Below are 21530 nucleotides of genomic sequence, written 5' to 3' on the forward strand. Positions count from 1 at the left end.
GTTAGTTCCTTGACTGAATCACTGACCCCAGGAGTCGCGCAGGGTCACGGTACGGTTGAATACCGGAGCACCGGGTTTCGAGTCCTTGATATCCGCGCAGAAGTAGCCTTCGCGCTCGAACTGGAAACGGTCTTCCGGCTGTGCGTTGCCCAACGAGGGTTCGGCACGACAACCAGTGAGCACTTGCAGGGAGTCAGGGTTGATGTTGTCCAGGAAACTCGCGCTGTCTTCGGCCTTCTCCGGATTCGGAGAGCGGAACAGACGATCGTACAGACGCACTTCGCACTCGACGCTGGCGGCGGCCGGCACCCAGTGGATCACGCCCTTGACCTTGCGGCCTTCAGGGTTCTTGCCCAGGGTGTCGGGGTCGTAGGAGCAACGCAGCTCGACGATATTGCCCTCGGCGTCCTTGATCGCTTCGTCGGCACGGATCACGTAGCTGCCGCGCAGACGCACTTCACCGTTGGGCTCCAGGCGCTTGTAGCCCTTGGGCGGCTCTTCCATGAAGTCGTCACGGTCGATGTAGATTTCACGGGCAAACGGCAGCTGGCGCACGCCCAGTTCTTCTTTCTGCGGATGACGCGGCAGTTCGAGGTTCTCGACCTGGCCTTCCGGATAGTTGGTGATCACCACCTTCAGCGGACGCAACACGCACATGGCACGCGGGGCGTTCTGGTCCAGATCCTGGCGGATGCTGAATTCCAGCATGCCGTAGTCGACCACGCCGTCGGAGCGGTTGGTGCCAACCATCTCACAGAAATTGCGGATCGACGCCGGCGTGTAGCCACGACGACGGAAGCCCGACAGGGTCGACATGCGCGGATCGTCCCAGCCATTGACGTGCTGCTCGTCCACCAGTTGCTTGAGCTTGCGCTTGCTGGTGATGGTGTAGTTCAGGTTCAGGCGGCTGAATTCGTACTGACGCGGGTGCGCCGGCACTGGCAGGTGCTCGAGGAACCACTCATACAGCGGACGATGGCTTTCGAACTCCAGGGTGCAGATCGAATGGGTGATGCCTTCAATGGCATCCGACTGACCGTGGGTGAAGTCATAGTTGGGGTAGATGCACCACTTGTCACCGGTCTGGTGGTGATGGGCGTGGCGGATGCGATACATGATCGGATCGCGCAGGTTCATGTTCGGCGAGGCCATGTCGATCTTGGCCCGCAGCACACGTGCGCCGTCCGGGAACTCGCCAGCACGCATGCGGGCGAACCAGTCCAGGTTCTCTTCCACCGAACGCTCGCGGAACGGGCTGTTCTTGCCCGGCTCGGTGAGACTGCCGCGGTATTCCCTGGCCTGTTCAGGGGTCAGGTCGCAGACATAGGCTTTGCCGGCCTTGATCAGCTCCACGGCCCAGTCGTGCAACTGGTCGAAATACTGCGAGGCATAACGCACTTCGCCGGACCACTCAAAACCCAGCCACTTGACGTCGCTTTCAATGGCGTCGATGTATTCCTGGTCTTCCTTGGCCGGGTTGGTGTCGTCGAAACGCAAGTGCGTGACGCCGCCAAACTCCTGGGCCAGACCGAAGTTCACGCAGATCGACTTGGCGTGACCGATGTGCAGGTATCCGTTGGGCTCCGGCGGGAAGCGGGTCACGATCTGTGTGTGCTTACCCGAGTCCAGGTCCGCCTGGATGATCGGGCGCAGGAAGTTGACCGGCACGGCCGGTCCAGTCTTGGAATTCGAGGTAGGGTCGACAGTGGGCTTGCTCATAGGATCCTTGAACGTACAAGTGCGCGGCCGGACGCGGCCTGATAAATCAAAACGGCTATCATAGCCGATGCTGTCAAGCGCCTGACAGAGCGCAACTTTAAAACTGCGGCGATTAATGCCCCGGCCGTGAAAAAACAGCCTCGAATTTCGCGGTTGTCACGCTAAACTGCGCTCCTTGGCTGCAGGACGGCCAAACCGGTGCGGAGCGCATGCATGCTCCGCCACTCTGGATTTTCTTGAAAACGCTTTTCCTTATAAAGAGTACCGACCATGACCCAAGTCAAACTGACCACCAACCACGGCGAGATCGTGCTGGAACTGAACGCCGAGAAAGCCCCGTTGACCGTGGCCAACTTCGTCGAATACGTGAAAGCCGGTCACTATGAAAACACCGTATTTCACCGCGTCATCGGTAACTTCATGATCCAGGGCGGTGGCTTTGAACCTGGCATGAAAGAAAAGAAAGACAAGCGCCCAAGCATCCAGAACGAAGCGGACAACGGCCTTTCCAACGACAAGTACACCGTCGCCATGGCCCGCACCATGGAGCCGCATTCGGCTTCCGCGCAGTTCTTCATCAACGTTGCCGACAACAGCTTCCTCAACCACAGCGGCAAGACCGTTCAAGGCTGGGGCTATGCAGTATTCGGCAAGGTGATCGCCGGCACCGAAGTGGTCGACAAGATCAAAGGCGTGGCCACCACCATGAAAGCCGGCCACCAGGACGTACCCGCCGAAGACGTGATCATCGAGAAAGCCGAGATCATTGAGTGATATTGCTGATTTCAGATCTGCATCTGGAGGAGGAGCGCCCGGACATTACCCGGGCGTTTCTGGATTTACTCGGTGGGCGCGCCCGCGCCGCCGAGGCGCTGTACATCCTCGGGGATTTTTTCGAGGTATGGATCGGCGACGATGCCATGACCCCCTACCAACTTTCCATTTGCCAGGCACTGCGAGAACTCAGCGACAGCGGCACACAGGTTTTCCTGATGCATGGCAATCGCGACTTCATGCTCGGCACAGCTTTCTGCGAGGCAGCCGGCGCCACCCTGCTCAAGGACCCCAGCGTCGTAGACTTCTACGGCGAGCCGGTGTTGCTGATGCACGGCGACAGCCTGTGCACCCGTGACGAGGCCTACATGCGCATGCGCCGCTACCTGCGCAACCCGCTGAGCTTGTGGATTCTGCGCCACCTGCCCCTGGGCACCCGGCGCAAGCTGGCGCGCAAGCTGCGTAACGAAAGCCGGGCCCAGACCCGCATGAAAGCCAACGACATTGTCGACGTGACCCCGGACGAAGTGCCGCGGGTCATGCGCGAACATGGCGTGGGCACCCTGGTTCACGGCCATACCCACCGTCCGGCGATTCACAAGTTGCAGATTGGCGAGCAGGCCGCCAAGCGCATTGTGCTGGGGGATTGGGACCGACAGGGATGGGCATTGCAGGTGGACGAGCAAGGCTTCCAACTGGCTGCGTTCGATTTCGTAGCCACGCAGGCGCGATTGCCCGATTCGCCTTGAGCGGCATCTCTTTCGCTGGCAAGCCAGCTCCTACAGCAAATGTCCCACCGTAGGAGCCAGCAAGCCTGGCATCGCCCTTGCGGACGCCTTCGCTGGCAAGCCAGCTCCTACGACAATGGCCATCAATGCCCCGCCGAGGCCGGGCCGGCCTTCGCGGCAAAGGGTGGCTTGGCCAGCCAGACCAGCAGAATCAGGCCCATGAAGCCCCAGCCCAGCAAAGTGAAATAGTCCACCGTCGAAAGCATGTACGCCTGGCTGGTCAGCACTTGATCCAACTGCGCGTAAGCCTTGCTGCTCGCACCACCAAGATTGTTCAGCGCATCCCGGGTCACCGGATCGAAGATGCTCATGCTCTCGCTCATGTAGGCATGGTGCTGATCGGCCCGGCGAATCCAGATCCAGGTCGTCAGCGACGCCGCGAAGCTCCCCCCCAGGGTCCGCAGGAAGGTCGCCAGGCCAGCGCCGTCGGCGATCTGGTGCGGCGGCAGATCGGACATCAGGATGCTCAGGGTCGGCATGAAGAACAGCGCCACGCCAATGCCCATGAACAACTGCACCAGGGCGATGTGCTGGAAGTCCACCTCATTGGTGAAGCCGGCACGCATGAAGCAGCTCAGGCCAATGGCCAGGAACGCCAGCCCGGCCAGCAGCCGCAAGTCGAACTTGTGGGCGTACTTGCCGACAAAGGGCGACATCAACACTGGCAGAATACCGATCGGCGCCACCGCCAGACCGGCCCAGGTGGCGGTGTAGCCCATCTGGGTCTGCAACCATTGCGGCAGGATCAGGTTGATCCCGAAGAACCCGGCATAACCGCCCACCAGCACAATGGTGCCGATGCGGAAGTTGCGATGGGCGAACAGCCGCAGGTTGACCACCGGATGACGATCGGTCATTTCCCAGATCACGAACACTGCCAGGGCAATCACCGAGATCAGCGTGCCAACGATGATGAAGTTGGACTCGAACCAGTCCAGGTCGTTGCCCTTGTCGAGGACGATCTGCAAGGCCCCCACCCCGACGATCAGGCTCAGCAAACCGATGTAGTCCATCGGCTGGCGGCTGGTGACCACCGGCCGCGCCTTCAATTGCTGCTGCACCACCCAGGCGGCGAACAGACCAATCGGCACGTTGATGAAGAAGATCCACGGCCAGCTGTAGCTGTCGGTGATCCAGCCACCGAGTATCGGCCCGGCAATCGGCGCCACCACCGTGACCATCGCCAAAAGCGCCAGGGCCATGCCCCTCTTCGCCGGCGGGTAGACGGCAATCAGCAAGGTCTGGGTCATCGGGTACAGCGGGCCCGCCACCACCCCTTGCAGTACGCGAAAGCCGACGAGCTCGGGCATCGAGGTGGAAATGCCGCACAGGAACGAAGCCAGCACGAACAGCAGCGTGGCCCAGATAAACAGCTTCACCTCGCCGAAACGCCGGCTCAACCAGCCGGTCAGCGGCAAGGCGATGGCGTTGCTCACGGCGAACGAGGTAATCACCCAGGTGCCCTGCTCCGAACTCACCCCGAGGTTGCCGGAGATGGTCGGCAACGCCACGTTGGCGATGGTGGTGTCGAGCACCTGCATGAAGGTCGCCAGGGACAGGCCGATGGTGCTCAGCAGCAGGCTGGGCGGCTTGAAAGATGCGTTATTGCTCATCGCGAATCCTTTGGAACAGGGCAGGCACCCCGGCCGTCAGGCCGGCCGGGGTCGACGGATTGGCGAATCAGCGCTGGGCGGTCTTGCCGATGGCAGCGCTGTTGTCGTGGATCAGGCGGGCAATCAGCGTATCGGCCTCACCCAACTGACGGTCGTAGACATTGGTGCTGAAAGACGCCTTTTGCGGAGGCTGCTGGGCCAATACCGGGCCGCTCTGGTCCCGCAGGTTGACGTTCACCAGAGTCGACAGGCCAACCCGCAGCGGATGCTTGGCCAGCTCTTCGGCATTCACGTGAATACGCACCGGCACCCGCTGCACGATCTTGATCCAGTTGCCGGTGGCATTCTGCGCCGGGAGCAAGGCGAAGGCGCTGCCGGTACCGGCACCGAGGCTATCGATGGTGCCGCTGTATTTCACATCGCTGCCGTAGATGTCCGCCTCGATCTCCACCGCCTGACCGATGCGCATGTCCCGCAGCTGGGTTTCCTTGAAGTTGGCGTCGATCCACAGCTGGTCGAGAGGAATCACCGCCATCAGCGCGGTGCCCGGCTGGACCCGCTGCCCCAGCTGCACGGTGCGCTTGGCCACATAGCCGGTCACCGGCGCGATCAGGGTGCTGCGGGCATTGTTCAGGTAGGCCTGGCGCAGTTGCGCCGCCGCGGCCTGCACATCCGGATGATTGGACACCACGGTGTCATCCACCAGCGCGTTGGTGGTGTTGAGTTGCTGCTGGGCATTGGCCAGGGCGTTTTGCGCCGAGGTCAGGTCATCGCGAGCGTGGGACAGTTCTTCCTGGGAAATCGCTCCGCTGGCCGCCAGGTTCTTGCGCCGACTGAAGTTCTCCTGAGCCTTCTGCACCTCGGCTTTCTGCGCCGCCACCTGGGCCCGCATGCCATCGACATTGCTGTACAAGCCGCGTACCTGGCGCACGGTGCGCGCCAGATTGGCCTCGGCACTCTGCAGGCCGACCTGGGCATCGTTGGGGTCGAAGTTGATCAACACCTGGCCTTCATGCACCAGATCGCCGTCGTCGGCACCGATGCTGACCACGGTACCGGTGACCAGCGGGGTAATCTCCACCACGTTGCCGTTGACGTAGGCATCGTCGGTGCTTTCATTCCAGCGCCCATAGAGCTCATGCCAGGCGAACACGCCCAGGCCGCCCAGGATGACCAGGGCCGTAAGCCCCAGCAGCATGACTTTGCGCTTGCGCGATTGAGCGGTGTCCGGGGTGTTTTCGGTTGTTTGAGTGTCGGCAGTGGCCATGACGGATACCTCGAATTATTTAGTCTGCGGGGCTGGGGTCGGGTTGGCCGAAGCCAGGTTCTGGGCGCCGAAGCCGCCCCCCAACGCCTGCATCAGTTGGATCGACAGATCAATCTGCTGGGCATTCAGCGTGGCCAGCTGACGCTGGGCCTGGAGCAACTGCTGCTCGATGCTCAGCACATCCAGGTAGTTGCCGATACCGGAACCGAAGCGCTGAACCACAGTGTTGTAGGAGTCCCGGGCAATGTCCGTGGCATGTTGCTGGGCGGCGATCTGCCGCCCGATATCGCGCAGCTGCGAGATGCTGTCGCTGACGTCCCCCAGAGCGGTCACCAGGGTCTTGTTGTACTGCGCCACCGCCAGGTCGTAGTCGGCGTCCCGGGCATCCAGGTCCGCGCGCAGGCGCCCGCCATCGAAAATCGGCAGCGATACGGTCGGCGCAATGCTGAAGAAGCGGCTGGCGGAGCCGAACATGGCATCCCCCAGCAACGACTCGGCACCGGCGCTGGCCCTCAGGTTGAGGTTGGGATAGAAGCGGGTCTTGCTGGCATCGATGTTCTTGCTCGCCGCTTCCACCCGCCAGCGCGCCGCTACCAGATCGGGCCGGCGTCCCAACAGTTCGGCGGGCAGGGTCGAAGGCAGGGCCACGGCACTGGCCTGCAGGACCTTGGGCCGGACGATGTCGTCGGCCCGCCCGGGGCCTTTGCCCAACAGCACCGCCAGGGTGATCTTGGCGCTCTGCAGTTGCTTCTCAGCGTCGATCAGGCTGGCCTGGGCACTGGCCTCCAGGCTTTCGGTCTGTTGGTACTGGTACTGGCTGTCGATCCCGGAATCCAGGCGACGCCGGCTCAGATCGAGCATCTGCCGGGTCCGCTTGAGGTCTTCGTCGGCCAGGTCATGGACGATATAGGCCCGCCCCAGGTCGCTGTAGGCCCTGGCCACATCGGCGGCCAGGGTCAGGCTGGCGGCCTGGCGGTCGATCTCGGCGGCGCGGGCCTGGCCCAGCGCGGCTTCCCAGGCTGCACGCTGGCCGCCCCAGAGATCGAAGTTGTAATTGAAGGTGGCGCTGATGTTGCGCACCGTGGAATAGGCGCCGCCCTGCCCCAGCGGATCCTGGTCACGGGCCAGACGCGAGCGGCTGACGCCGGCGCTGGCATCCAGGGTCGGCATCCGCTCGGCATCGGCGGCATAGGCCGCGGCGCTGGCCTGATGGGCTCGGGCGCTGGCGATCTGCATGTCCGGGCTGTCCCGCAGAGCTTCCAGGATCAGGCCATCGAGCTGGTTGTCGCCCAGGCTTTTCCACCAGTCGCTTTGCGGCCAGGCCGCCGGCGACAGCTTCACGCCATTGAGCGACTGACCGGTTGCCAGGCTCTGCGCCTCAAGGTTGACGCCGGAAGTCGCCAGGCCACTGTAATTGGCACAACCGGCCAGGCTCATGGCCAACAGCACCAGGCTGACACGTGTACGCAAGGTTTTACTGCTCATTTTTCACCTAAGCGCAGGACAGTGATCGGGTCACCGGCTGCCAGCAAGATTTTCTTGAGGATCTGTTCCAGGGTGCGCAACTCGTCGGGGGTGATGGCGCCGGCCAACTGGTTCATTGCATTGGCGCCGATGTAGGGCAGCCGATCGGCGAGCTTCTGCCCCTCCTCGGTCAGCACCAGGCGCACTTGGCGCCGGTCGCCTTCCGAGCGTTTGCGGGCAAGGAAATCCTTCTGTTGCAGACGATCGAGCATGCGGGTCATCGAACCGCTGTCCAGGGACAGGTGACGACACAACTCGGCCGGGGTATCGACCCCGAACTGGGCCATGATGATCAGCACCTTGAACTGCGCCGCCGTGATGCCGTGGGGTTCCATGTGCGTGTCGATGATCCGGTCCTTGAGCAAGGCGGCACGCCCCAGCAACAGGCCGAGATGGCAATTGTGAAAGTCGTCGGGTTCGAAATGCTTCATCTGACCACCAATTAGCTGCCTAGGCAGAGAGTGTGTGTCGAGATATTACTGCCTAGGCAGAGAATGTCAACGCAGTAGTTAGCTTGCTCTTTATTTACTTGATAAACGGCGCGGCACGCCGCCTTGAGAGCGGCGCAGGTCCGGAGCGAGGAAGGACGCGAGGTGAACGGGAGGCGTTGCGCCTCCCGGCGGCAGGACTTAGAAGTCGCGCTTATAGAAGATGTCCAGGGAACTGGCAAAACCGCTGGCCGCTTCCAGGTAGACCTTCTTGCTCAGCTTGTAGCGCAGGGCAATGGTGCTGGCCGGCTCGAACACCCCGACGCCATAGCGCAGGCTGAGCTTCTCGGAAATATTGCCGCTGGCCACCACGCTGGTGCTGTTGCCACTGCCTTGGGTATCGAGCTGGAAGTCCTGGATCCCCAGGTTCTTGGCAATGCCGCCGGTGAGTTCGGAGCTGCCCATCAGCCCCAGCCCCAAGGCGGCCTGGGCCAGCATGTTGTTGTCCTCGCCGGTGGAACTCAGCGGCCGCCCCAGCACCAGATAGGACAACGCCTGCTCCTGGCTCATGGCCGGCTCGGAGAAGATCTGCGTTGCAGGCTGCTCGGCACTGCCGCTCAGGCGGATGCCGGCGATCACGTTGTCGGTCTGGCGCACCGCTTCGATATCCAGGTACGGCTGATCGATGGGCCCAGCGAACAGCAACCGCGCGCGACGTACCGTCAGGCGCTGGCCGTAGGCTCGGTAGCGGCCGTCGTTGAGCCACAGCTCGCCACGGGTGTCCATGTTGTCGCCGATATGCACGTGGCCCTGCAGGTTGGCGGTCAGGCCGAAGCCGGCAAAACCGAGTTTGTCCCGCCCCACCTCAACATTGATGTTCATCGCCATGGCCATGGGCTTTTGCCCCTCATCGGTCTGCTGACCGACGATCACCGTGTCCTCGGATACCTTGACCGTGGACGGCGGCAGTTCACGCACGGTGATCTGGCCCCTGGGAATCAACACCTTGCCATCAATCGCCAGCTTGTCGTCGCGCAGCGAGATCTTCAGATCCGGCGCCACTTCCAGCGCCGCATAGGGCTCGACCGTCACCTGCAGCTGCGTGCCCTTGAGACTCAGGTCCACCACCAGCGCCCGGCCCCAGGCCAGGTTGCCAGTGAGGCTGCCCTGCCCGGACTTGCCGCTTTTCCAGCCGCCGTCCAGGCGCACGCTCTCGCCCATGATCTGTGCGGTCAATTGCAGGTCTTCAAGGCTGGTGGGCAGCTCCGAGCCGGACACCTGCCCGTCACTGAGCTGCAGGTTGCCATTGACCTGAGGCGCCAACAGCCCGCCCGACAGGCGACCACTGCCATTCAGGTTGCCGCCAAGCTTCTCCACCATGGGCACGAAGGGCCGCGCCACCGACAGGTCCAGGCCACTGAGACGAAACTCCCCGGACAAGGGCTTGTTTTTCGCCAGCGGATTGATCTGCGCCTGCACCATCAACTGCCCCAGCTTGCCGCCATCGAACTGCAACTGGGTATCGATGCGCCGCGGATTGAGGCGGGTATCGAGCTTCAGCGCCTGATAGGGGAAGTCCAGCCACTGATCCTGATCCTTGACCCGCAAGGTGCCACCGCTGGCGTCCAGGACCACCTGCCCCTTGGGACCGCTGGCCGGCAGATCCAGCTGCACCTCGGCATTGAGCAGGCCTTTCCAGGCAAAATCCTTGGGCAGCCATTGGGCCAGACTGTCGATGGGGAAGCGCTTGAGGTGATAACGCAGCTTCGGATCGGGCATCAAGCGCTGGTCTTCGCCGCACAGGCTGGCATCGCCACTGACCCAGCAGTGAGCGCCGAAGTTGAGGGTGCCACTGGCCAGCCGCTCAAGCTTGGCCGGGCTCTGCAACTTCCAGTCCTGGCCGCCGGTCTGCACATCGCCATTGGCCAGGCGCCCGCGCCAGTTGCCCTGGTCCAGGGTACCGTCCAGGCCCAGGGCAAGTTTCAGCAATGGGCCTTGCAGGTCCAGTTGCAGTGCCTGTTTCTTGATATCGCCCTGGCCGGCCAGGGTCAGGGTGCCCAGCTGAGTGTCTCCCGCCTGAATTCCGCTGCCCTTGAGCTCCACCTGAGCTTTTTGTGCACCATCGAGCGTGGCATTCAGCTTGAGGTTTTGCAGGTGGTTCTCGGCAAAGGCCAATTGTTGCCCCGCAAGATCCACCTTGCCCTGTGGCGCCTTGAGTGTCCCGGCCAGATCCACCCGACCAGTGAGCTGCCCGCGCAACTGCGGCCAGAGCTGGCCCAGGCGCGGCAGCTTGATGTCCAGTTGCCCGGCGAGCTTGTGCTGCAGGCTGCCCGTTCCCTTGATGCTGTTGTCGCCGAGGCGGATGTCCAGCGCACTCAGCTGCCACTGTTCCCCCGCGCCGTCGGCCTTGGCCTGCAACAGCGCCGGTTGCCCGCGCAGGCGGCCCTTGAGGTCCAGATCGGCAGTGAGCTTGAGCTGTTCATTCTTCAGTTCACCCTGACTGCGCAACGGGCCGGCCAGGGTCCCGGGCAACTCCGCCAGCCAATACGCCGGATTGATCGCCGACAGGTCCAGGGCCGTGTCCCAGGCGATGCCATCGGCAAATTGCAGGTTCAGGTGACCTTCGGCCTTGCCTTGCCCCGCCAGCAGTTTGAACTGCGGCAGGTAGATTTTCGTCAGGTCGCCACTGAACGGGCTGCTCAGGCTGAAGGCGCCGGCCGGACCGTCCAGGTCGCCCTTGAAGTTGCCCAGGTAGTGACCGTCACGATAAGCCACCTCGGCGTCGAAGCTGCGGACCCGCACGGCCGGCTCATCGATCAGCGGATACAGGCGGTGCCAAGGGAAATCCAGCCAGGCGAGCTTGGCATCGGCGGCAAAACCTTCGCTCCAGTCCAGTTGCCCGCTGAGCTTGAGGTGCTGCTGGTCGCTGGCATTCAGGTCCAGAGCGGCAATCTGTGCGCCCTTGGCGTCGACCTTGCCCTGCAGCACCAGGGCCACCGGCCCCTGCTCCGCAGGCAGGTTGGCCTTGCCCGCCAGCTGGTAGCCGCTTTTCAGGTCCCCCTTGCCGCTCAGTTCCAACTGATCCAGCTGCAGGGTGTCCGGCAGATCGGCGCTGGCCTTGAAACCATCGGCGGTGATCCGCACCTCTGCCGGCAGGCTCTCCGCCAATGGCTGCAATTGGCCGCTCAATTGCCCTTGCAGGTAGCCGCTGCTGTCGGCATGCAGCTTCAGGGTCTTGAGCAGGTCGCCTTCCACCTTCAGCGCCAGGGACCAGGGGCCGCCACCGGGAGCCGGCAAAGCGAGGGTGCCCTGGGCGGTCAGCGGCCAGTCGCCAGCGGGTTGCAACAGTCCGGAGAGGCTCAGGCTCAAGTCATCGCGCTGCAGCTGCAGCGAGTCGATCTGCAGGCCTTGCGCGGTCCAGTGCGCCGCCAGTTGCAAGCCCTTGAGCTGTTCGCTGCCGTTGAACAGCAAGCTGCCGATCCGCACCTGGCCCAGTTCGATGGCCAGTGGCAGTTTCAGCTCCGGCAGGCTGATGGGAGCTGAATCTGTTTCATCCTCGGCACCGGGCGGCAATTGCAGGCTGACCTGCTCGGCCTGCAATTGCTCGATGCACAGGGTGCGGCGCAGCAGGCAGGCGGGTGACCAGGCGAACTTCACCTGGCTGAGCTCGACTCGATTGTCGTCCTGTTGCCAGAGCAGGTGATCGGCACTCCATTGGCCGCCGAGGCGGCCATCGAAATGCACCAGGGTCAGCCCCGGCACCCGCGTCAAGGCCCAGCGACTCCCGGCCTGGGTCCCCAGCACAGCGGCCACGGCCAGGAGGATCAGGATCACCAGCGCAAGGACCGCCAGCAGCGTTATCTTCAAACCACGCTTCAAAGCTCTGGCCCCATGGAAAAGTGCAAACGAATACCACCGTCATCATTCAGCGCATGGGCCAGGTCGACCCGGATCGGCCCGACCGGCGAAACCCAGCGCAGGCCCATGCCCACCCCGGTCTTGAGATTCGGCAGTTCCAGTTTATTGAAGGAGTTGCCCTGGTCGACGAAGGTCGCGATCCGCCACTTCTCGGCAATGGAGTATTGGTACTCGACACTGCCAGCCACCATGTAGCGGCCACCGATGCGATCGCCTTCGGCGTTTTCCGGCGACAGGGTCTGGTAGTCGTAACCGCGCACGCTCTGGTCGCCACCGGCAAAGAAGCGCAGGGACGGCGGAATCGACTTGTAGCCGTTGGTGGCGCTGCCCCCGAACTGCACCCGGCCGAGAAACCGGTGATTGTCCCAGGCCGTGGTCAGGCCCTTGAGCAGCACCGTGCCGTACAACAGATTGGTATCGGAACCCACGCCCTCCTTGGCCAGCTTGGTGTCGAACTGAATGCGATAACCGTTGTGCGGATCGATGCGGTTGTCACTGCGCAGGTAGGAATAAGTCAGACCGGGCATCAGCAGGTTACTCAGACCCGAGTCGTCCCCGAGGCGATATTCCTCACGCTGATACTTCAGCGACACCACCCGCTGCCAGCCGCTGGGCAACTTGCTGTGCCATTCGGGGCCCACCGTGAGCAGCTTGCTCAGGGTGTCGGTGCCGGCGAGTTCTTCGTTCTGGTAACCACCGGCGAAGCGCAGCTTGTCGGTCAGCGGCGGATCCAGGGGAATGTCGTACCACAGGCCGACGTTCTGCCGGGGCGCCGAGACTTCCGCCTCCCAGCCGTAACTGTGGCCCTGGGGATTGACCCAGTGCCGGGTCCAGTTGGCCTTGACCCGGGGACCGACGTCGGTGGAGTACCCCAAACCCAGCCCCAGGGTCCGCGGCTTGCGAGTCTCCAGTTGAACCGCCACCGGAATCACTTGGTGTTCGGCGGCCGTGGGTGCGGCATCCACCCGCACGCCTTCGAAATAGCCGCTGGACTGCAGCGCCTGGTTGAGTTCGGCGATCAGCTCCGAGTCATAGGGGGCACCGCTCTTGAAGGGCACCATGCGCCGTAGCAGGTCTTCGTCGAACAACGAATCCCCGGTGAAGCTGACCTTGCCCAGGGTGTAGCGCGGGCCGCTGTCATACACCAGTTCGATGTCGGCGATGCCGGCCTGTGGGTCCACCGAGAGTTGCTGGCGCGTAAAGCGTCCGCTAAAAAAACCGTAGCGCGAGGCCTGGTTCTGGATCAGGCGCTTGGCGTCTTCATAACGGCCATGATTGAGCACCGCGCCCGGCTTGAGCTGCTCGCTGTCGGGGGTGCGAAAAGACTTGAGGGACGCCGCCGGACCTTCGACGCGGATCGTGACATTGCGCAGGTGCACCGGCTCGCCGGGATCGATACGCAGCAGCAGGCGGGGTTTGTCGCCACCGCGCACTTCGCTCTGGATATGGGGCTGGTAGTAGCCAAGAGCCTGGGCGGCTTTCTTCGCCTGCTCCTCGGCCCCCCGACTGAACCGCAGCAGGGCTTGCTCATCACGATCACCGACATCACCAATGTATCCCTCCACATTGGCCTTCAGCTCGTCATTGGCGGGCTTTACCCTGACATCCAATTCGCTCTGCGCCAGCGCCGCACAGCTTGTGAACAACAGCAAAAAGCCGCTGGTAAATCTTCCTGAAAACTTCATAGGCGCGGATGCTATCACGAGCTTGGGAGGGCGATAGAGCGCTCTAACGCACGGAAAGTTCTATATCAGCCTGTTGCTCTTTGTAAGAGCTGGGGGTTGGGATGGAAGAATACATGCTCGCGAACCGGTCCCACGGCCACCTCTCCGACTTCGGCATACCCCTGACGCTTGTAGAACTCCAGATAACGGGGATTGCCGGTGTCCAGCACAACCCCTTGGGAATGCTCGTCCACCGCGCACCAGTTGTGCACCGCCGCGAGCAACTGCTCGCCAAAATGTTGCCCCTGGAACTGCGGATGTACCCCCAGCAACGGCAATACGTGGACCGCGTCACTGGGCAGACAGGCCTGTACCGCCTGGTGGTACTCCAGGTAACGCCGGGTGCAGCGAAAACCGGTGCCGAGCACCATGCGCAGGCGCCAGGCCCAGCTTTCGGTGATCCCCAGGCGCCGCTGCGGCGGGGCAATCAAGGCAATGCCGATCAACCGGTCGTTGACCAGCAGGCCAATGGCTGGCAGCTCCTGAAGAAAATGCTGCTTGACCAACTCGCGCACCGTGGCCCGTACCCGTTGTTCGTAACCGCCGCGCTCGGACTCGAAAATGAACGCGAAAGTCGGTTCATGCCGGTAGGCCTGGTACAACAGCGACCTAGCTTCACGGGAATAACCGCTGTCGAGCATATGGATATCGGCAATGGTGTTGGAGGTATCAGGCATGACGGTCACTCTCCCCTGGCCCCGGCTCAGGTGGCCGCGCTCTTGTTATTACGAGCCCTGCGCGGCGCTGATCGTTCCCCGCGCTCAAGGACATTAGCAGTGCATCCACGGCGCTGCCACGCTGGTCGACCCGGGCGTTGTCAGCTAGCATCGCTGTTTTGCCAGGACCGCCGACCATGAAGATCGTCTCGTTCAATATCAACGGGCTGCGCGCCCGCCCTCATCAGCTGGCGGCGCTGATCGACAAACACCAGCCGGACGTGATCGGCCTGCAGGAAACCAAGGTCGCCGACGAGCAGTTCCCCCTCGCCGACGTCCAGGCCCTGGGCTACCACGTGCACTACCACGGCCAGAAAGGCCATTACGGCGTCGCCCTGCTCTCGCGCCAGGCGCCGCTGGCCCTGCACAAAGGTTTCGAAGGCGATGACGAAGACGCCCAGCGGCGCTTTATCTGGGGCACCTTCGCCGACGCCCATGGCACGCCGGTGACCATCATGAACGGCTACTTTCCCCAGGGCGAAAGCCGTGACCATCCGACCAAGTTCCCGGCCAAGCAGCGCTTCTACAGCGATCTGCAGCACCTGCTGGAAAGTCGCTTCAGCAATGACCAGCCCCTGGTGGTCATGGGCGACGTGAATATTTCCCCGGAAGACTGCGATATCGGCATCGGCGCCGACAACGCCAAGCGCTGGCTCAAGACCGGCAAATGCAGCTTCCTGCCGGAAGAACGCGAGTGGATGGCCCGCCTGAAGAACTGGGGCCTGGTGGACAGCTTCCGTCACCTCAACCCCGAGGTGAACGACCGCTTCAGCTGGTTCGACTACCGCAGCCGCGGCTTCGAGGACGAGCCCAAGCGTGGCCTGCGCATCGACTTGATCATGGCCTCCCAGGGCCTGTTGCCGCGTGTCAAGGATGCCGGTGTCGACTATGAACTGCGCGGCATGGAAAAGCCGTCGGATCATGCGCCGATCTGGCTCGAACTGAGCTGATCGACAGGCACAAAAAAGCCCATCGTCAGATGGGCTTTTCTTGCTACCGCTTACATTTGGACCACTTCAACCCGATCAGTGGTGCCGGCTGCTGCGATGGCGTCGATGGCGCTCTCGAGCGTGGGCTCCGAGTCATACAAATGGCTGACCAGGATCACTTCCTTGCCGGCCTTGAGCTTGAAATAAGGTTTGCCGCCCGATGAAATTTTCTTGACGTAACGCTCGGGAGAAGCGCAGTGTGCGCGGAACAGGCCGAGAGCCGCCTCGGCACTGTCCCGGCATGGGAATCGTTCGCTTTGAAGCATGGTCTGCGCCTCCTTTGTCTTCAGCAAGAATCTGCATGCACCACTGCCATACTGCTTCAGCTCGAACCAGGCACTCATTTGTAACTCCTTTGCTTACCACGAAATGGCAGCTCAACACTGCCGAGGCATCCGCGGGGACGACGCGTTGGCAGTCGCCCCAATCCCCGCCAGACAAAGTTGCCCACTCTACGCATCGCTCAGAGCTTGGTCTTTAGGACAAGTCTCAAAAAATCTAGAGAAAACAGCTATTTACGATGTAGGACTTTCGCCATTTGTTGCCGAAAAGTGCCATCGGTCACATGCCTGTCACCTCCCTGACTTAATCTCGCCAGCACTTCCCCTCTTTCTATATAGAAGGCCAGTGCCGCCATGCCCCGCGCTTCCACCGCCAGTGAACGAGATATCTGGTGCCGGACCATCAGCCTGTTTCTGATCGGCTTCGTCTGCTACGCCCTGCCTTGGTCGGTGTTCGCCGCCCTGCCCCTGGCGACCGACAATGCCGCCGTGCTGCGCATCCAGGGCTCCAACACCATTGGCGCCAGGCTCGGTCCGGCGCTGGTCAAGGGCTTGCTGGAGCAACAGGGCCTGCGCGATATCCGCATCGAGGCCAGCGGCAAGGACAATGAGCAACAGGTTCTGGGACAGAGCCCCCAGGGCCGGACTGTCAAAGTGGAGATTGCCGCCCACGGCTCGAGCACCGGCTTCAGTGCGCTGCAGAACGCCCAAGCCGATGTGGCCGCGGCCTCCCGCCCCATCAAGGACAGCGAACTGGTGGACCTGGAAAGCCTGGGCGACCTGAAGAGCCCCGGCGCCGAACAGGTCATCGCCATTGATGGCCTGGCCATCATCCTGCATCCGCACAACCCGCTGAACCAACTGAGCACCGAGCAACTGGCCCGCCTGTTCAGCGGCGAGATCAAGACCTGGGAAGAGCTGGGGAGCACCGGCGGCGCAGTCCATCTGTATGCCCGGGATAATCAGTCCGGCACCTACGACACCTTCAGAGAGCTGGTCCTCAGTCGTCGTGGCAAGACGTTGAACCCGGCGGCCAAGCGTTTCGAGTCCAGTGAACAGCTGTCCGACGCCGTCAGTCACGACCCGCAAGGCATCGGTTTCATCGGCCTGCCCTACGTGCGCCAGGCCAAGGCGGTGGCGATTGTCGACGGCGAATCCCAGCCCATGCTGCCCCTCAACAGCCTGATCGCCACCGAGAACTACCCGCTAACGCGGCGCCTGTATCTGTACCTGCCCCCCAACAACCAGAATCCCTGGGCCGCAGCCTTGGTGAATTTTGCCCAGAGCGCCAAGGGCCAGGCCATCGTCGCCGCCAACGGCTTTGTCGCCCAGACCGTGCAAGCCATGCGGGTAACGCCCAGCCCGCAGATGCCCGAGGCCTACCAGCAACTGAGCCGGGACGCGCAACGCCTGAGCGTGAACTTTCGCTTCGAGGAAGGTAGCGCCAATCTGGACAACAAGGCGCGCCAGGACCTGAATCGGGTTCTGGACTACTTGCGCCAGCACGGCAAGCTGGAGCGCCAAGTGACCCTGGCCGGCTTCGGCGATGCCAAGAGCGACCCGGCACGCGCCGCCCTGCTGTCCAAGCTGCGAGCCATGGCGGTCCGCCGGGAACTGGTGAAAAGTGGCGTGGTATTGCGCGAGATCCGCGGTTTTGGCGCCGAGCTGCCGGTGGCGACCAATCAGGCCGACGAGGGTCGGATCAAGAACCGGCGGGTGGAAGTCTGGGTGTACTGAATACACCGCCGCCGACCAGCCGGGTGCTTGCCCGATCGGCCGGCGGCGATTTCATCAATGCCCGCTGCGCAGCAGCTCCCTGGGCACGTACTTGCCGATTTCGTACTTGCCGATGGCCGCGCGGTGCACTTCATCCGGACCGTCCGCCAGGCGCAAGGTGCGCTGCATGGCGTACATGTAGGCCAGAGGGAAATCATTGGACACGCCCGCCCCGCCGTGAATCTGGATCGCCCGATCGATCACCCGCAGGGCCACGTTCGGTGCCACCACCTTGATCTGGGCAATCTCGCTCTTGGCCACCTTGTTACCGACGGTGTCCATCATGTACGCGGCCTTCAGGGTCAACAGCCGAGCCATGTCGATTTCCATTCGCGAGTCGGCGATCTTGTCGATGTTGCCCCCCAGGCGCGCCAGAGGCTTGCCGAACGCGGTGCGATTCACCGCGCGCTTGCACATCAGCTCCAGCGCACGCTCGGCCATGCCGATCGAACGCATGCAGTGATGGATGCGCCCCGGACCAAGACGGCCCTGGGCAATCTCGAAACCCCGGCCCTCGCCCAGCAGCACGTTCTCGTAGGGCACCCGAACGTTGTCGAACAGCACCTCGGCGTGGCCGTGAGGCGCATCGTCGTAGCCGAACACCGGCAGTGGGCGGACGATCTTCACCCCGGGGGTATCCACCGGCACCAGGATCATCGAGTGCTGCTGGTGACGTGGCGCATCGGGGTTGCTCAGGCCCATGAAGATCAGGATCTTGCAACGCGGATCACAGGCGCCGGAGGTCCACCACTTCTTGCCATTGATCAGCCACTGGTCGCCGTCGCGCACCGCGCGGGCGGCCATGTTGGTGGCGTCGGACGAGGCTACGTCCGGCTCGGTCATGGCGAATGCCGAGCGGATCTCGCCGCGCAGCAGCGGCTCCAGCCAGCGCCGCTTCTGCTCCTCATTGGCATAGCGCACCAGCACTTCCATGTTGCCGGTATCCGGCGCCGAGCAGTTGAACGGCTCGGGGCCCAGCAGCGAACGGCCCATGATCTCCGCCAGTGGCGCGTATTCGAGGTTGGTCAGGCCGGCACCCAGTTCCGACTCAGGCAGAAACAAATTCCACAGACCTTCAGCCTTGGCCTTGAGTTTGAGCTCTTCCATGATGGCGGTCGGCTGCCAGCGATCGCCTTCGGCAACCTGACGCTCGAAAACCGCTTCAGCCGGATAAACATAGGCATCCATGAACGCCGTGACGCGCTCACGCAGCTCCTGAACCTTGGGGGAATAGGCGAATTCCATGGGCAGTTCTACCTTTTTGAAGAACGGGTGTTGGGGGACTGAAATCGATGCTAGATCAGCTACGAAAATTTACCTAGCCTATTCTCGGCGTGTATTAACATTCATCACCGATATATGATCGACTGATCCGCAAGGCTTCCGAGCCTCCCTCACAGGCCCTAACAATAAGAGTGCAGCGCCATGAATCTGAGCAAGGTCGACCTCAACCTCTTCATCGTTTTCGACGCGATCTACACCGAAGCCAACCTGACCCGCGCCGGGCAGATCGTCGGCATCACCCAGCCGGCGGTGTCCAACGCCCTGGCGCGTCTGCGCGAGACCTTCAACGATCCGCTGTTCGTAAGGACCGCCCAGGGCATGGTGCCCACTCCGATGGCACAGAACATCATCGGTCCGGTGCGCAATGCCTTGTCGCTACTGCGGGTTTCAGTCCAGGAAAGTCGGATTTTCAACCCGCTGCAAGCGGTCAAGACCTACCGCATCAGCATGACCGACCTGACCGAGGCAGTGATCCTGCCGCCGCTGTTCCAGCGCCTGCGCCGCCTGGCACCGGCGGTGATCATCGAGAGCTTCCTGTCCAAGCGCCGGGAAACCACCAAGGAACTGGCGGCCGGGCGCCTGGACTTTGCCGTGGATGCCCCCCTCAACACCGACCCGCAAGTACGCCATGTCAAGCTCATGGAAGACCGTTACGTGTGTGCCATGCGCAAGGGCCACCCCCTGGCGGGCAAGGAAAAATTCACCCTGGACGATTACCTGTCGCTGACCCACATCCATATCTCCAGCCGTCGCAGCGGCCTGGGCCATGTCGACCTGGCCCTGGGCAAGATGGGCATCCAGCGCAAGATCGCCCTGCGCTCCCAGCACTACCTGATGGCCTCCCAAGTGCTGCAACAGACCGACATGGTCATGACCGTGCCGGAGCGCTTTGCCCGGCGCCACGACCTGCAGGCCTTCAATCTGCCGGTCAATGATGTACCGCCCGTGGAAACCCACTTGTATTGGCACGAAAGCACCGACCAGGACCCGGCCAACCGCTGGATGCGCGAGCAGATGATCGAGTTGTGCCAACAGGTGAGCGCCTACGAAAAGAAGCTCGACCAGCAGACCGCCTGACCCCTCGCCGGCAAGCCCTCACAGCAGGAGTCGGCTTGCCGGCGCACGGGATAGGAGCGGATTGCTTGACGTATACGTAAACCTGCCTTTAGCTTAGCGCCAAGTCCCACCTTGAGCGCCTCCATGAGCAGTCAGACCTACAGCATCTCCGACCTCGCCCGCGAGCTCGACATCACCACCCGGGCCATCCGTTTCTATGAAGAACAAGGCCTGCTGGCCCCCGAGCGCCGCGGTCAGGAACGCATCTACTCACCCCGGGACAAGGTCAGCCTGAAGCTGATCCTGCGGGGCAAGCGCATCGGTTTTTCCCTGGCCGAATGCCGTGAGCTGATCGAACTCTATGACCCCAGCAGCGGCAACCTCAAGCAGTTGCACAGCATGCTGGCCAAGATCAGCGAGCGCCGTGAGCAGCTTGAACAGCAGTTGCTCGACATCGAACAGATGAAGCTGGAACTGGACACCGCCGAAGAGCGCTGCACCCAGGCACTGCAACAGACCCTCCAGAACCAGAAGAACCCTGCCCAATAATCCCCGGGACACCTGCGCGGCTCGCGCCGGCAACCGCCCTCCTCCATTAGAAGGTAAACCTGTATGTCACTCCCCAGCCATGTACGCCTGATCGAAGTCGGCCCCCGCGATGGCCTGCAGAACGAAGCCCTGCCCATCAGCGTCGACGACAAGGTGCAACTGGTCGACGCGCTGACCGCAGCGGGCCTGGGCTATATAGAAGTCGGCAGTTTCGTCTCGCCCAAGTGGGTGCCGCAGATGGCCGGCTCAGCCGAAGTGTTTGCCCGCATCCAGCGCAAGCCGGGGGTGGTCTACGGCGCGCTGGCGCCGAACCTGCGGGGCTTCGAGGACGCTCTGGCGGCGGGGGTCAAGGAAGTCGCGGTGTTCGCCGCCGCGTCGGAGTCGTTCTCCCAGCGCAACATCAATTGCTCCATCAGCGAGAGCCTGGAGCGCTTCGTACCGATCATGGACGCGGCCAAACAGCACGGGATCAGCGTGCGCGGCTACGTGTCCTGCGTACTGGGCTGTCCTTATGAAGGCCAAGTGCCTGCGGAACAAGTCGCCCTGGTAGCCCGTGAACTCTATGCCATGGGCTGCTATGAGGTGTCCCTGGGCGACACCATCGGCACCGGCACCGCCGGCGCCACCCGCAACCTGTTCGACGTGGTGGGTGCCCAGGTGCCACGGGACAAGCTCGCCGGTCACTTTCACGACACCTATGGCCAGGCCCTGGCCAACGTCTACGCCAGCCTGCTGGAGGGCATCGCGGTGTTCGACAGCTCGATCGCCGGCCTCGGCGGCTGCCCCTATGCCAAGGGCGCCAGCGGTAACGTTGCCACCGAAGACGTGCTGTACCTGCTCAACGGCCTGGGCATTCACACGGGTATCGACATGGACCGCCTGATCGACGCTGGCCGGCAGATCTGCGCGGTACTGGGGCGCCCCAGCGGTTCCCGGGTGGCCAAGGCACGTAACGCCGGATGAGCCAATGTGCGGCCGGGTGTTACCGGCCGCTCTGAACCGCGGCTGGAACGAGTAACACGGAAACAGTTTGTCGATTTTCTTGCGGCACAGGTTGTCCTACAAAATCGTCAAGCTATTGATTTAAAAGGATTTTAAAAAGTTGGCACGGCTTCTGCTATCTC

At 62.6% G+C, this 21530-nt stretch carries 17 protein-coding genes; 7 read left to right on the top strand and 10 right to left on the bottom strand.

Annotation, left to right across the window (positions count from 1 at the left end; translation table 11 throughout):
- Positions 1 to 18 precede the first annotated feature (18 nt).
- Positions 19 to 1719, bottom strand: coding sequence for a glutamine--tRNA ligase/YqeY domain fusion protein (locus DNK59_RS11850; RefSeq protein WP_092313042.1), 1701 nt, complete (start codon positions 1717 to 1719; stop codon positions 19 to 21).
- Positions 1720 to 1989: 270 nt separating this feature from the next.
- On the opposite strand from DNK59_RS11850, the gene DNK59_RS11855 reads away from it, so the two are divergent.
- Both DNK59_RS11855 and lpxH read left to right on the top strand, forming a co-directional pair.
- Entirely contained in the window at positions 1990 to 2493 is a 504-nt protein-coding gene (locus DNK59_RS11855; RefSeq protein ID WP_060840144.1) for a peptidylprolyl isomerase, read from the top strand.
- On the top strand, positions 2490 to 3242 hold the full coding sequence (gene lpxH, locus DNK59_RS11860) for a UDP-2,3-diacylglucosamine diphosphatase (protein WP_110723311.1): 753 nt from the start codon (positions 2490 to 2492) through the stop codon (positions 3240 to 3242). The genes DNK59_RS11855 and lpxH overlap by 4 nt, the downstream gene beginning before the upstream one ends.
- A 122-nt stretch (positions 3243 to 3364) precedes the next feature.
- Here the strand turns inward: lpxH and DNK59_RS11865 are convergent, their stop codons facing one another.
- The 7 genes from DNK59_RS11865 to DNK59_RS11895 form a co-directional block, all read right to left on the bottom strand.
- A complete protein-coding gene (locus tag DNK59_RS11865) occupies positions 3365 to 4894 on the bottom strand; it encodes a DHA2 family efflux MFS transporter permease subunit (protein WP_047305323.1) in 1530 nt (509 codons plus the stop codon).
- Between the two features lie 67 nt (positions 4895 to 4961).
- Positions 4962 to 6161 (bottom strand): HlyD family efflux transporter periplasmic adaptor subunit, encoded by a 1200-nt coding sequence (locus DNK59_RS11870; RefSeq protein ID WP_110723312.1) that lies wholly within the window; start codon positions 6159 to 6161, stop codon positions 4962 to 4964.
- A gap of 15 nt (positions 6162 to 6176) precedes the next feature.
- Positions 6177 to 7646 carry an efflux transporter outer membrane subunit gene (locus DNK59_RS11875; protein WP_110723313.1) on the bottom strand — a complete coding sequence of 490 codons (1470 nt, stop codon included), beginning with the start codon at positions 7644 to 7646 and terminating at the stop codon, positions 6177 to 6179.
- Positions 7643 to 8116 carry a MarR family winged helix-turn-helix transcriptional regulator gene (locus DNK59_RS11880; protein ID WP_016965731.1) on the bottom strand — a complete coding sequence of 158 codons (474 nt, stop codon included), beginning with the start codon at positions 8114 to 8116 and terminating at the stop codon, positions 7643 to 7645. The genes DNK59_RS11875 and DNK59_RS11880 overlap by 4 nt, the downstream gene beginning before the upstream one ends.
- 198 nt (positions 8117 to 8314) lie before the next feature.
- Complete coding sequence (locus DNK59_RS11885) at positions 8315 to 11992, bottom strand: translocation/assembly module TamB domain-containing protein (RefSeq protein ID WP_110723314.1); 3678 nt, start codon at positions 11990 to 11992, stop codon at positions 8315 to 8317.
- Complete coding sequence (locus DNK59_RS11890) at positions 11989 to 13716, bottom strand: autotransporter assembly complex family protein (RefSeq protein ID WP_110723315.1); 1728 nt, start codon at positions 13714 to 13716, stop codon at positions 11989 to 11991. Before DNK59_RS11890 ends, DNK59_RS11885 begins: the two co-directional genes overlap by 4 nt.
- Before the next feature lie 65 nt (positions 13717 to 13781).
- Positions 13782 to 14432 carry an N-acetyltransferase gene (locus DNK59_RS11895; protein WP_110723316.1) on the bottom strand — a complete coding sequence of 217 codons (651 nt, stop codon included), beginning with the start codon at positions 14430 to 14432 and terminating at the stop codon, positions 13782 to 13784.
- A gap of 176 nt (positions 14433 to 14608) precedes the next feature.
- Between DNK59_RS11895 and xthA the strand changes: the two genes are divergently transcribed.
- Positions 14609 to 15421, top strand: coding sequence for an exodeoxyribonuclease III (xthA, locus tag DNK59_RS11900; protein ID WP_092313020.1), 813 nt, complete (start codon positions 14609 to 14611; stop codon positions 15419 to 15421).
- A gap of 50 nt (positions 15422 to 15471) precedes the next feature.
- Here xthA and DNK59_RS11905 read toward each other — a convergent pair whose 3' ends face one another.
- Complete coding sequence (locus DNK59_RS11905) at positions 15472 to 15804, bottom strand: YegP family protein (RefSeq protein WP_092313017.1); 333 nt, start codon at positions 15802 to 15804, stop codon at positions 15472 to 15474.
- A 291-nt stretch (positions 15805 to 16095) separates the two neighbouring features.
- On the opposite strand from DNK59_RS11905, the gene DNK59_RS11910 reads away from it, so the two are divergent.
- Positions 16096 to 17478 (top strand): substrate-binding domain-containing protein, encoded by a 1383-nt coding sequence (locus DNK59_RS11910; protein WP_110723317.1) that lies wholly within the window; start codon positions 16096 to 16098, stop codon positions 17476 to 17478.
- Positions 17479 to 17532: 54 nt separating this feature from the next.
- On the opposite strand, the gene DNK59_RS11915 is transcribed toward DNK59_RS11910, so the two are convergent.
- On the bottom strand, positions 17533 to 18762 hold the full coding sequence (locus DNK59_RS11915) for an acyl-CoA dehydrogenase (protein ID WP_092313011.1): 1230 nt from the start codon (positions 18760 to 18762) through the stop codon (positions 17533 to 17535).
- Positions 18763 to 18942: 180 nt separating this feature from the next.
- On the opposite strand from DNK59_RS11915, the gene DNK59_RS11920 reads away from it, so the two are divergent.
- The 3 genes from DNK59_RS11920 to DNK59_RS11930 all read left to right on the top strand — a co-directional run bounded on the left by DNK59_RS11920 (position 18943) and on the right by DNK59_RS11930 (position 21369).
- On the top strand, positions 18943 to 19878 hold the full coding sequence (locus tag DNK59_RS11920; RefSeq protein ID WP_110723318.1) for a LysR family transcriptional regulator: 936 nt from the start codon (positions 18943 to 18945) through the stop codon (positions 19876 to 19878).
- A gap of 123 nt (positions 19879 to 20001) precedes the next feature.
- On the top strand, positions 20002 to 20406 hold the full coding sequence (locus DNK59_RS11925; protein WP_110723319.1) for a MerR family DNA-binding transcriptional regulator: 405 nt from the start codon (positions 20002 to 20004) through the stop codon (positions 20404 to 20406).
- Between the two features lie 63 nt (positions 20407 to 20469).
- Positions 20470 to 21369, top strand: a complete 900-nt coding sequence (locus tag DNK59_RS11930) for a hydroxymethylglutaryl-CoA lyase (RefSeq protein WP_110723320.1) — start codon at positions 20470 to 20472, stop codon at positions 21367 to 21369.
- The last annotated feature ends 161 nt before the right edge of the window (positions 21370 to 21530 follow it).

Origin of the sequence: Pseudomonas sp. TKO26 (assembly GCF_003225665.1) — a bacterium.
In the GTDB taxonomy this organism is placed as follows: domain Bacteria; phylum Pseudomonadota; class Gammaproteobacteria; order Pseudomonadales; family Pseudomonadaceae; genus Aquipseudomonas; species Aquipseudomonas saponiphila.

Excerpts from the sequence above, each read along its gene's own strand:
- DNK59_RS11850 (WP_092313042.1), bottom strand. The coding sequence starts at position 1,719 with ATGAGCAAGCCCACTGTCGACCCTACCTCGAATTCCAAGACTGGACCG.
- DNK59_RS11855 (WP_060840144.1), top strand. The coding sequence starts at position 1,990 with ATGACCCAAGTCAAACTGACCACCAACCACGGCGAGATCGTGCTGGAA.
- DNK59_RS11865 (WP_047305323.1), bottom strand. The coding sequence starts at position 4,894 with ATGAGCAATAACGCATCTTTCAAGCCGCCCAGCCTGCTGCTGAGCACC.
- DNK59_RS11870 (WP_110723312.1), bottom strand. The coding sequence starts at position 6,161 with ATGGCCACTGCCGACACTCAAACAACCGAAAACACCCCGGACACCGCT.
- DNK59_RS11875 (WP_110723313.1), bottom strand. The coding sequence starts at position 7,646 with ATGAGCAGTAAAACCTTGCGTACACGTGTCAGCCTGGTGCTGTTGGCC.
- DNK59_RS11880 (WP_016965731.1), bottom strand. The coding sequence starts at position 8,116 with ATGAAGCATTTCGAACCCGACGACTTTCACAATTGCCATCTCGGCCTG.
- DNK59_RS11890 (WP_110723315.1), bottom strand. The coding sequence starts at position 13,716 with ATGAAGTTTTCAGGAAGATTTACCAGCGGCTTTTTGCTGTTGTTCACA.
- DNK59_RS11895 (WP_110723316.1), bottom strand. The coding sequence starts at position 14,432 with ATGCCTGATACCTCCAACACCATTGCCGATATCCATATGCTCGACAGC.
- xthA (WP_092313020.1), top strand. The coding sequence starts at position 14,609 with ATGAAGATCGTCTCGTTCAATATCAACGGGCTGCGCGCCCGCCCTCAT.
- DNK59_RS11905 (WP_092313017.1), bottom strand. The coding sequence starts at position 15,804 with ATGAGTGCCTGGTTCGAGCTGAAGCAGTATGGCAGTGGTGCATGCAGA.
- DNK59_RS11910 (WP_110723317.1), top strand. The coding sequence starts at position 16,096 with ATGCCCCGCGCTTCCACCGCCAGTGAACGAGATATCTGGTGCCGGACC.
- DNK59_RS11915 (WP_092313011.1), bottom strand. The coding sequence starts at position 18,762 with ATGGAATTCGCCTATTCCCCCAAGGTTCAGGAGCTGCGTGAGCGCGTC.
- DNK59_RS11920 (WP_110723318.1), top strand. The coding sequence starts at position 18,943 with ATGAATCTGAGCAAGGTCGACCTCAACCTCTTCATCGTTTTCGACGCG.
- DNK59_RS11925 (WP_110723319.1), top strand. The coding sequence starts at position 20,002 with ATGAGCAGTCAGACCTACAGCATCTCCGACCTCGCCCGCGAGCTCGAC.
- DNK59_RS11930 (WP_110723320.1), top strand. The coding sequence starts at position 20,470 with ATGTCACTCCCCAGCCATGTACGCCTGATCGAAGTCGGCCCCCGCGAT.